The 10,270-nt window shown below is 41.0% G+C and carries 12 protein-coding genes and 1 pseudogene; 4 read left to right on the forward strand and 9 right to left on the reverse strand.

Annotation, left to right across the window (positions count from 1 at the left end):
* Window positions 1–3: 3 nt before the first annotated feature.
* From ctaD to CV014_RS29965, 5 genes are all read right to left on the reverse strand, one after another.
* Entirely contained in the window at window positions 4–1,683 is a 1,680-nt protein-coding gene (gene ctaD, locus CV014_RS09940; protein WP_236141870.1) for a cytochrome c oxidase subunit I, read from the reverse strand.
* Window positions 1,673–2,593, reverse strand: a complete 921-nt coding sequence (locus CV014_RS09945; protein ID WP_236141871.1) for a cytochrome c oxidase subunit II — start codon at window positions 2,591–2,593, stop codon at window positions 1,673–1,675. Before CV014_RS09945 ends, ctaD begins: the two co-directional genes overlap by 11 nt.
* A gap of 19 nt (window positions 2,594–2,612) precedes the next feature.
* On the reverse strand, window positions 2,613–3,203 hold the full coding sequence (locus tag CV014_RS09950) for a DUF2231 domain-containing protein (RefSeq protein WP_236141872.1): 591 nt from the start codon (window positions 3,201–3,203) through the stop codon (window positions 2,613–2,615).
* The gene (locus CV014_RS09955) at window positions 3,200–3,694 is read right to left on the reverse strand and encodes a DUF2231 domain-containing protein (RefSeq protein WP_236141873.1); all 495 of its coding nucleotides are present in this window, start codon (window positions 3,692–3,694) and stop codon (window positions 3,200–3,202) included. The genes CV014_RS09950 and CV014_RS09955 overlap by 4 nt, the downstream gene beginning before the upstream one ends.
* A 143-nt stretch (window positions 3,695–3,837) precedes the next feature.
* Window positions 3,838–3,960, reverse strand: coding sequence for a hypothetical protein (locus CV014_RS29965; protein WP_268964594.1), 123 nt, complete (start codon window positions 3,958–3,960; stop codon window positions 3,838–3,840).
* Between the two features lie 238 nt (window positions 3,961–4,198).
* Here CV014_RS29965 and fba point away from each other — a divergent pair, with 238 nt between their 5' ends.
* On the forward strand, window positions 4,199–5,278 hold the full coding sequence (fba, locus tag CV014_RS09960; RefSeq protein ID WP_236141874.1) for a class II fructose-bisphosphate aldolase: 1,080 nt from the start codon (window positions 4,199–4,201) through the stop codon (window positions 5,276–5,278).
* 116 nt (window positions 5,279–5,394) lie between these two features.
* Here the strand turns inward: fba and CV014_RS09965 are convergent, their stop codons facing one another.
* Entirely contained in the window at window positions 5,395–5,619 is a 225-nt protein-coding gene (locus CV014_RS09965) for a hypothetical protein (protein WP_236141875.1), read from the reverse strand.
* Window positions 5,620–5,791: 172 nt separating this feature from the next.
* On the opposite strand from CV014_RS09965, the gene CV014_RS09970 reads away from it, so the two are divergent.
* From CV014_RS09970 to CV014_RS09980, 3 genes are all read left to right on the forward strand, one after another.
* Window positions 5,792–6,004, forward strand: coding sequence for a helix-turn-helix domain-containing protein (locus tag CV014_RS09970; RefSeq protein ID WP_236141876.1), 213 nt, complete (start codon window positions 5,792–5,794; stop codon window positions 6,002–6,004).
* 63 nt (window positions 6,005–6,067) lie between these two features.
* The gene (locus tag CV014_RS09975) at window positions 6,068–6,268 is read left to right on the forward strand and encodes a hypothetical protein (protein WP_236141877.1); all 201 of its coding nucleotides are present in this window, start codon (window positions 6,068–6,070) and stop codon (window positions 6,266–6,268) included.
* Window positions 6,265–6,528 (forward strand): type II toxin-antitoxin system RelE family toxin, encoded by a 264-nt coding sequence (locus tag CV014_RS09980; RefSeq protein ID WP_236141878.1) that lies wholly within the window; start codon window positions 6,265–6,267, stop codon window positions 6,526–6,528. Before CV014_RS09975 ends, CV014_RS09980 begins: the two co-directional genes overlap by 4 nt.
* Window positions 6,529–6,624: 96 nt before the next feature.
* Here the strand turns inward: CV014_RS09980 and CV014_RS09985 are convergent, their stop codons facing one another.
* The 3 genes and pseudogenes from CV014_RS09985 to CV014_RS09995 all read right to left on the reverse strand — a co-directional run bounded on the left by CV014_RS09985 (window position 6,625) and on the right by CV014_RS09995 (window position 10,080).
* Window positions 6,625–6,843, reverse strand: a complete 219-nt coding sequence (locus CV014_RS09985; RefSeq protein ID WP_236141879.1) for a DUF433 domain-containing protein — start codon at window positions 6,841–6,843, stop codon at window positions 6,625–6,627.
* Window positions 6,844–6,996: 153 nt separating this feature from the next.
* Complete coding sequence (locus tag CV014_RS09990) at window positions 6,997–9,333, reverse strand: WD40 repeat domain-containing protein (RefSeq protein WP_236141880.1); 2,337 nt, start codon at window positions 9,331–9,333, stop codon at window positions 6,997–6,999.
* Window positions 9,334–9,691: 358 nt separating this feature from the next.
* Window positions 9,692–10,080 (reverse strand): annotated as a pseudogene (locus CV014_RS09995) (hypothetical protein).
* Window positions 10,081–10,270: the final 190 nt, after the last annotated feature.

Genomic DNA, 10,270 nt, shown 5'->3' on the forward strand with positions numbered 1-10,270 from the left:
GATTCATCTCTCCCATATTTCTCTGCGCCTTTGTTCGTCTGACTCAGTAGGTTCTATGACGGAATATTTGGGATTACCGTAGTCGTAGGGTGGTCTTTTCACCACAGGAATTTCTGCAAAGTTATTTCTTGGTGGTGGTGAAGTGGTTGTCCATTCTAGTCCGGTGGCGTGCCAAGGATTATTCACTGCCCTTTGGCCGTATAGCCACGAACCAACCATATTGGCAATAAAGGGCAGGGTGGATACTCCTAGCAAAAAGGCTCCTAAACTAGATATGACATTCCCATCTTGATACTGTGGGTCATAGGAGGAAATTCGGCGTACCATCCCCTGTAAACCTAGTGAGAGCATGGGGAAGAAAGTCAGGTTAGCACCAATAAAGGTTAACCAAAAGTGCAATTTACCCCAGCCTTCGGCGTACATTCTGCCAGTAATTTTGGGAAACCAAAAGTAAATGGCGGCAAAAATCGCCATTGTGATGGTGTTGAAAACAATGTAGTGGAAGTGTCCCACCACAAAGTAGGTATTGTGGACGTGAATATCAAACGGTACTGCTGCTAGCATCACACCAGTAACACCACCGAGTAAAAACATGGCTGCACCTCCCATTGCAAACAGCATGGGTGTCTCTAAGTGCAGTTTGCTTTTCCAAATTGTGGCAGTCCAACCAAATGCTTTTACACCGGTGGGTACAGCCACCAACATGGAAGTAAACATAAATAATATCCGCATCCAGCTTGGGGTGGCACTGGTAAACATATGGTGTACCCAAACGAAAATACTCACTAACGCAATTCCTAAAGAAGCAACAGCCAAGGAGCGATAGCCAAATAGGGGATTACGGGAAAAAGCAGGTAAAACCTCTGCGAAAATCCCAAAAGCGGGCAGTGCCATGATGTAAACTGCGGGGTGGGAGTAAAACCAGAAGAGATGTTGGTAAATGATGGGGTCGCCATTCTCTAGGGGTTTAAAGAATTGCGTCCCAAAATTGAGATCAAGTAATAGCAATATCAATGCACCAGTAAGAGCAGGTAAATTAATCAGCTGTAACAATTGCGCGCTCAAAGCTGACCACACAAACACAGGCATTCGGAAAAAACTCATTCCTGGGGCGCGCATCCAAAAAATAGTAGTGACAAAGTTCACAGCCCCCATAATGGAAGAAATACCGATGATGACTAAACTGACAATCCACAGACATTCACCGTTAATCGGCTGGCCTGGAGGAATTTGCAAACTAATAGGCGGATAAGACCACCAGCCAGACTGCGCCGTACCATTGGGCAGTAAGAAGCTAGAGATTAATAAAATGCCTCCTGGGGGAATCATCCAAAACGAAATGGCATTGAGAAGAGGAAACGCCATATCCTGTGCGCCAATCATCAGTGGTACTAAGTAATTAGAGATACCTGCATTAAAGGGGATAATCCAGAGAAAGATCATGATTGTGCCGTGCAAGGTGAATAGACCGTTATACAAGGGACGATCAACCACATTTAATGCAGGTGTAATTAGTTCAGCACGGATGAGCATTGCCAAAAGTCCGCCCACCAAGAAGAAAATGAAAGCCGTCACCATGTACTGCACGGCGATCGCTTTATGGTCGGTGTTGAACTTAAAATATTGTCGCCAGTTATTCTCAGGCTCGTTTGGCGGTGCGGTTTCTCTAATATCATGTGTCATTTTTGACGTAATTCTCCTGAGCAACAGCCTCTTGACTGGGTGCAACAGTATACCAGCCACTCTTCAACATGGTTGTTGGTGGTTGGGTATACTCAGCCACAGCTTGATTTTGATTTGTTGTTAGTTCTTGTTGGGCTTGAGTTAGCCACTGGTTATACTGTTCTGGAGATTCCACCAGAACATCAGCATCCATCAGCGAAAAATAAGTACCACTGAATAGAGCATCTTTGAGCTTATACTTGCCTGGGCGAATGGGTGTAACTACAAGGTCAATATTGCGTCCAGGGACAATATACTGCTGTAGCCGAAAATCAGGAACGTAAAAGCTATGAAGTACGTCCTTAGCGTGCATATTTAGGCGAGTCCGAAGATTGACAGGCAGGTGTAATTCTTGACTAATAACATTATTGGGATAGCGAAAAGACCAATCCCACTGCTTGACAAATACCTCGATAGTTTCCGCCGCAGGTTTTGGTTTTTCCCCAGTGGTTATGGCATAAACTGCTGCTGATTCCAATGGTGTCGGCAGTTGGACAATCTGCTGTAAACCCAGAATATGTAATTGCTGGTAAATATTGACACCTTGAAAAGCTAACCACAACACCAATACGGTTGGAGTTGCAGTCCATAGGATTTCTAATCTGATATCTCCCCTAGATGGATGTCCTTCACTGTAATCATTTGTGGGTGCGCGAAAGAATATGATAGAAAACACCATCATGCCCAACAGCACAAGAATGATGAATGCACCTATGGAGACTAGGAAGCTAAATAAATCATCTACTTTTTGTGCTTCTGCTGTCGCTTGAATTGGCATCCAGGTGTATGCCTGCTGACCAATCCAACGGCTCAAAGCAAGCAATATGGCAATCACAACTGCTATTAGTAAATATTCTAAAAATTTAGGCATAAATTTTCTATATTTCCCTTTATTGAGGTAGCAAATTCGGATTTACGCCCTCTTGAATTAAATTGGCAGCAGTTACATGAATACCAAACTCCCCACCTAATTGCCCTCCTAAAGTGCCGTGGACATACAAAAGACCCAGCATGGCCATACCTACTAACAAATAAGACCACTGCACTTGTCTAGAGTAATAGCGTTGCCAACCCCTCCAGACAGTCATAGCGACAATAGCCCCCAACAACACCACACCACCCAAGCCATGTAAAAGCATTGTCCAAGAGGCGTTTAACCCCCAATCACTTTTTTGATTCACTGGTGGGTTGGCTAGTAGTAACTCGAAAAAACCGAATCCCACGGTGAAAAATGTCACGACAGCCGCCCCTAGTAGGTTGTACCAGCCAACATCAAAGAAGCTAGAACGAATAGCTGTTAGACCTAAGAATTTGAATATGGGTCTTTCTATGGGGAAAATAGCCCCTGCGATGTCAAATAAGATGGCAATGATAAATAAGCCTAGTGTCAGATGTACTAAGTTTGGGTGCATGGGAATTTCATAGGGTAATCCATTTGCACCCAACCTCAATCTCAATTGCTCGATGAGTTGTGAGTTCATGGTGATATTCCCGGCTGCATTGCTTCCACAACAGGCTTAACGTGCAATCCATAGACCCAAAATAGTTTGCTCCCCAGGTATACTTGCAAAAACACTAGACAAACTAAAATTGTGGCGACACCAAGATAAGCAGGAGGGAGTTTTTGCGGGTGTCGGTTACGGATTACAAATCGCCAAGCTGTCATTCCTACCACAAATGCCCCTAGTGACCAACCCATAACAGTATGAAAATTCAGTGTGGGCTGGACTGCTGGGTAAACTTGCGCTAAACCGGCTTCCAACTGTCCAAAAATGATGGCGACAAAAATCGCGATCGCCGCTACCAACATATTCCAAAAACTGACCTCCAAAAACCGCACATTGCGGCTGAAATAACCCACCACATCGCAAAAAAAAGAGAAGAACACCATTGCAATGACAAAGTGGACGATAATAGGGTGAATGGGGTCAGAATAGGGTAAACCCTTACTATTTAACATCAGAGCTAGCATTAAGCTCTCCTAATATAAATAGGCTATAAATAGACCAAAATTTGCATAAATTATTCAGATTTTGGCTTAATGATCGGTTGAGAACCGAAAAAATACACACTCAGTAATTAGTGCCTGCAATTAACAATTACAGGGCAAAGCAGCTAAAACTCATCTTTCTGCGGATGGAGATGAGAGTGACTCAGGTAGTAAAATATTCTGGCTTGATTAAGGGCGATCGCCAGCACACTGTTCACAATACTTGATTGAGCAATGGCGATCGGCAATATTGAGCAAAACTCTAGAGTAACAGACTACCAAAGCCTTTCACCCAGGCGTAACAGACTTTACAGTCATCCTGGTCAAGTGTGAGGCATCTTGATGAGTAACAGCGTAAACTTTTTCAACATAAACACCCCACACTAGTTATAATTTCCTATAAGTTGAAAAAACTCTTAAGATTAGCGTAAAGATTACGCTTGTCTGACACCGACTAGCTAAAAATCATTATTAGGAGGATTACCTATGGCGCTGGTACCAATGCGGCTGTTGTTGGATCACGCGGCTGAGAACGGTTACGGCATCCCAGCTTTTAACGTTAACAACCTGGAGCAAATTCAGGCAATTATGAAGGCGGCTGAAGAGACAGATAGCCCCGTCATTTTACAAGCTTCCCGTGGCGCGCGTAACTATGCAGGTGAAAACTTCCTGCGCCACTTGATTTTGGCTGCGGTAGAAACCTATCCTCACATCCCCATTGTCATGCACCAAGATCATGGCAATGCTCCTTCTACTTGTTACTCAGCTATCAAGAACAACTTCACTAGCGTAATGATGGATGGTTCTTTGGAAGCTGACGCTAAAACCCCTGCTAGCTTCGAGTACAACGTTAATGTTACCCGTGAAGTTGTCAATGTAGCTCATGCTTTGGGCGTAAGTGTAGAGGGTGAACTTGGTTGCTTGGGTTCTTTGGAAACCGGCGCAGGTGAAGCTGAAGATGGTCATGGTTTCGAGGGTACACTCGACCACTCCCAATTGTTAACCGACCCCGATGAAGCTGTTAGCTTCGTAGAAGCAACCCAAGTAGACGCTTTGGCTGTAGCTATCGGTACAAGCCACGGTGCTTACAAATTTACCCGCAAACCCACTGGCGAAATTTTGGCTATCAGCCGCATTGAAGAAATTCACCGTCGTCTACCTAACACCCACTTGGTAATGCACGGTTCTTCCTCCGTTCCCGAAGATTTAATCGCTTTGATTAACGAATTCGGCGGTGCGATTCCTGAAACCTACGGTGTACCTGTAGAAGAAATCCAAAAAGGTATCAAGAGCGGTGTACGTAAAGTTAACATCGACACCGACAACCGTTTGGCTATCACCGCAGCTGTGCGCGAAGCTTTAGCAAAAGCACCCAAGGAATTTGACCCCCGTCACTTCCTCAAGCCTTCTATCAAATATATGCAGAAGGTTTGTGCTGAACGTTATGTACAATTCGGCACTGCTGGTAACGCTAGCAAGATTAAGCAAGTTAGTCTCGAAGATTTTGCTGCTAAGTATGCTAAAGGCGAACTGAACGCTGTCACCAAGGCTGCTGCTAAAGTTTAATTTTAGTCAAAGATCAATAGGGGCAATACTTTGCTCCTGCAAAATTTTTGATATTGATATTTAAGTCAACCGAGTGACATCAATGTTACTCGGTTTTTTGTCGCAGTTGATATTAGTTATCTAATCACAGGCTGTTTAACTTCTCCTGAGATTTCGAGAACGTTGGAGTCAAACACAATCACATGAATGGCTGTAGGTAGCAGTCGCTGAAGAATTTGCCTATAAGCATCTGCATCATGACGACGGTGAAACCTTGCTATTACCATTCGCTGCATATCTGGTAGTTGGCGAATAATACACCAAGGTTGACTATTTGATTTTGGCTTTGAGGTTGATATCATAGGAGAATACTTTCCCACTTTGTGGGATGCGTTAGGAATAGCGATCGCTCTGTATGTTTTCCAGGCAAGACGAGCGATCGCTTTTGGTGTGCGTTAACAACTTTTGATGCGTACGCATCATTGACTACAAAAAGATTATCTGATGCGTACGCATCATTGTCAACTATTTAAAATGGGTTACGTTAGGTTAAAGATTAAAGAACTAGCAGAACAGCGAGGTTGGACACTCAAAGATGTGGCTAATCGCTCAGGAGTCAACTACAACACTGTGAGAAGTTATGTGCAACGTGGCGCACTTAATACCGTTGACTTATCTGCTGTCTTTAAAATAGCCCAAGCGTTTGAAGTTACCTTAGAAGAACTGGTAGAAGTTATTGAAGATTAAGTAACTAAAAAACCTTTATCCTAAACGATTAAGAATAGCTATAAATCATCAATGAGGTATATTATGCAACCGACCAAAACTAGACAGGCATTACTCAAAGCTATTTATGAAGAATTAGAACAAGCTTATGACGACACTTTAGAAGATGTTTTAGAGTTACTAAAAATTCGTAAAAGTGAAGATGAAGAAGATATTCAGGATATTTTTGCGGCAAAAAATGATACTACTATCTCTTGGGAGCAATATAAGCAAGAGAGTGCATGATTTATCAAATAGAAATTACAACTAGGGCAGCTAAACAATTAAAAAAGCTACCTGAAGATATTCAACTTAAAATTGAAGAAAAAATTCAAGAGTTATCAAATAACCCTCGTCCTAATGGCGTGGTTAAGTTAGAGGGTGAAGAAGATACCTATCGTGTTCGGGTGGGTACATATCGTATCCTATACGAAATTAAAGATGATTTATTAATAGTTAAAGTCGTTAAAATTAGTCATCGTAGAGATGTTTATCGCCGCAAATAGAGCTAATTAACTTTAGTCTTAGCCATGCTAGTTATGCTTTAGTTTTTGTAGCAATAAACATGATGATCAATACACGCATCAACAAGCAACTTCATACTATGCTACCGCGTCAAGAATTTGTTTCCCTGTCTCTTCTAAAAATGCAATAACTTGCTCTCTAGTTACACTTGGAAATCCATCTAAAAAATCGTCAATCGATTCTCCTGCTTTGAGATAGTCTAAAAGTGTTTGTACAGGAACTCTAGTATCAGTAAAGACAAGTGTTCCACCCATAATTTCTGGCGATGTGCTAATGATTGAGGAATATTTAAGCATAGTTCTTTTACCTCCGGTTTACGGACTGAATCATTTATTAAAAATTTAGCTTAGATCAAGAAAGTGGTTAATACCAAATTCGAGATTCTAGAATAGGTTATAAATCTGGGCTTTTAATCCCAAATCTTTCTTTGTCAAAGCGACTTTAGCTCGCTATATTTGATCAATCTGCCAAATTTTGATGGTTTGATCAGAACTTCCACTGGCGAGAATCTTACCATCGGGACTTAAGGCGATAGAATTAATTTTTTCTGAATGTCCTGTGAGAGTTTGTACAGATTCACAAGTAGAAATACGCCAAATTTTAATAGTTGTATCTGCACTGCTACTAAAGAGAGTTTGTCCATCAGGACTTACGGCTAAAGATGTAATTTCTTCGGTGTGTTCAGTTAAGGTGTAGAGTAGTTTACCTGTAATTAAATGCCAAATTTTGATAGTGGTGTCAGCACTACCACTAAATAGTAACTGTCCATCAGGACTCATGGCGATCGCTTTCACATCTCCAGCATGACCGATTAGGGTGCGTAAAGGATCGCCTGTGCGGGGGTTCCATAGTCGGATTTTGGTGTCAGCACTCCCGCTAGCGAGGATTGTACCATCAGGACTAATGGCGATCGCATGAACGGCTGAGGAATGCCAAAGGGTGCAAATGCGATCGCCTTTTTGTAAGTTCCACAGTTTGATTTTGTTGCTACCACTGGCTAAAATCTCCCCGTCTGGACTGATAACTACGACATTTACAGGTTTTTGATGTCCTAGCAGTGTATGTACAAGTTTACCTGTTTTGAAATCCCAAACTTTGACGTTACTTCTAGGGTGTTCACAACTCCCCACGGCTAAAAAATCACCATTAGGACTAATCGCCACTGATGAAACTTCTCCTAAATTACTGGCGATAGTTTTAATCAAGTGACCATCATGAATATCCCAAACGTTAATATTTTGGTCTGTACACCCACTGACTAACACCTCACCATCAGGACTAATCGCCACAGATGTCACTTTACCTGCATGACCTTTGAGGGTGTAACCTAAACTGGGAGCTTCTAAAACTAGTTTAGTTTTTAGGTGGGCGATCGCGGCTAACAGTTTCTCAACCTCTAGAAAACTTTGTCTATCATTGACAATGAGAAAGTATTCCTTTAACTTATGGACATATTCCTCATCCTGGATTTTGATGGCTGATAGCATCGCTTCTAGGGGATGAGGGAATTCTTGCACTGAGACTTGATGCAAGTCTAACCAAGTGTGGATGGAGTAGTTTAACTGTTCCTGTGACCAAGTGCGATCGGGTAAATGTGCTAAACTTTGGGCTAATTGTAAAGCTAATTCCGGTATCCAATAGAGTCTTTCTTTTTCTAAAGCTTCGTAAATTTGCTGATAGCTAGTGACAATAGCTTGCACCGATTCTAAATCAAAGCTCTCTTTTAATAAGCTAGATAATAACTCTGGTAGTAAAGGTGGTACATCATGATGCACCAAATGATAAATATCTGCTATCCATGCGGCTACTAAACTATGACAAGTGATTAATACTTGGCACAGTTGCTCAAAGTCTTGCTGATTTACCTGATATTTTAAATCTAACTTACTAATATCAATGCCTTGAGCTTGCCATTTTTCTACTTTTTCTAAAATAGCTAAATTAACTACATTATCTTTACCTAACTTGTTAATATCCTCAATATCTTCACCTAAAGCTAATAAATCATCGCGGATTTTTTTCCATTCCCAGGCGCGATTTTTAGCAGATTGTTGAATAATTTCTCTATAAGGTATACGCGAAATAGTTTTATAGTAATAGTTACTTTGACCTAAACCCCAGTAAGCAATCCGAAAATTTAAATAATCTCCATCATTTTCTGATTCTAAAATTAAAATTGGTTCTGTTTTTAACAGTCCAAAGAGAGCTTTGATGCTAGATTCACTATGAAAACGTTTACTATCCCAAGCACCTGCTAAAAATTCTGTAGGTCGAATGGGATTATGGAGTGAATAATACTTATTGACAAATTTCCTAATTCCCTCCGCCAACATAGTTTCCAATGCCAAATTTTCCTCCGTTTTCGGTGCAAATTCATCAAATTTGACTTGGGGAGGTGCTAAGAAAATTTTTAGTGGTGGACGTTCAGCATCAACATGAGACTCTAAGATTTGTGAGGGATAGAGTCTTAAAGGCCAACCATCCAGAATTTTATTGACTTCTGGTAATTTTAGAGCCGTATCTCTTTCTTGTTTTGCTACTTCTAATTGGGTTTCGCGCTGATAAGCAGATAATTGCTTTTGTAACAGCTTCTCTTGTTCAAAACCTGGGGTGACATTTTTTTTAGGTTTAGCAGTATCAGCAATTTCAATAAATGCTTGAATTGCTTGGGGAATGGGATATTTAGTAATATCTAAACTTTCTTTTGTTCTCTTTTGTATGAGCGCGATCGCTACAGGTGCAAACTCTATCACTAATTGAATGAGTAGCCTTAATCCTTGCTCCATAAGGAGATTCCTATTACATCAATAAATTTCATAATCTACCTTTAACCTCAGTATTAGTTAGTCAAGAGACTAAACTGATACTATCTATGTTACTTACAGTATTTTTGCCATCTATCTAAAGTTATCCCTAGATATGGCCTATCCTACTACTTACAGGAGTCCTTTTGCCACGAAAGTTAATAGCAAAAAAATCAGCACAAAAAAAGAGAAAGATAGAGCATTTGCTTTTTATCCTTCTCTTTTCTTGAGTAAAAGCTAATTTTTTAGGTTAGGAATGATTTAGATTAAATTTAGATTAAGACGGATAGCTTACTACAAACGTAATTTTGTCAAGCACAAAGTCATATTTGAGAGTTAACTAAAATCGAATTCCTAACTGTCCGTTAACTCCCCGTACAGAATTATAACCAGCACCAAAGAACAGGCGATCGCTAGCCTTTACTTGTACGCCACCAGACAAGGCCACACCTTTATCTTCAGAGTAATATCCCACCCCCACATAAGGCGAAATTACGGGTAAACTCAAGAATTTCAGCACATCTACCCTGTAGCACCATCTTCACCTGTACCTAACTCTACACCCAAGTTTAATGCTCTAGCTCCCACAGCATAAGTTACATCCCCATCTTTCGCACCCACTGAAACCCAAGGTTGAGGAATAATTTGCGCCGCAACCGGACGAGGAGCAAATAAAGCTAAACATCCTATTGATGCGATGAGCGATTTAACGATAATTGCTCTGTTCATGCTTTTTCCTCTCTACCTGTTAATAAAAGTCAGTGATTTATGAGAATATCTCACAAACAAATATGAAAGATGGACTGTAACTTATACTCAACACTGTTAACCTCAAGACTAACCAATATTTAAAAAAGTTTCTCACTTTTTCAGCCGAGAATAGTTATCAGTTACTTGATAATCTAATGTGAATCTCACG

Source organism: Nostoc sp. CMAA1605, assembly GCF_021596505.1.
Lineage (GTDB): Bacteria > Cyanobacteriota > Cyanobacteriia > Cyanobacteriales > Nostocaceae > Trichormus.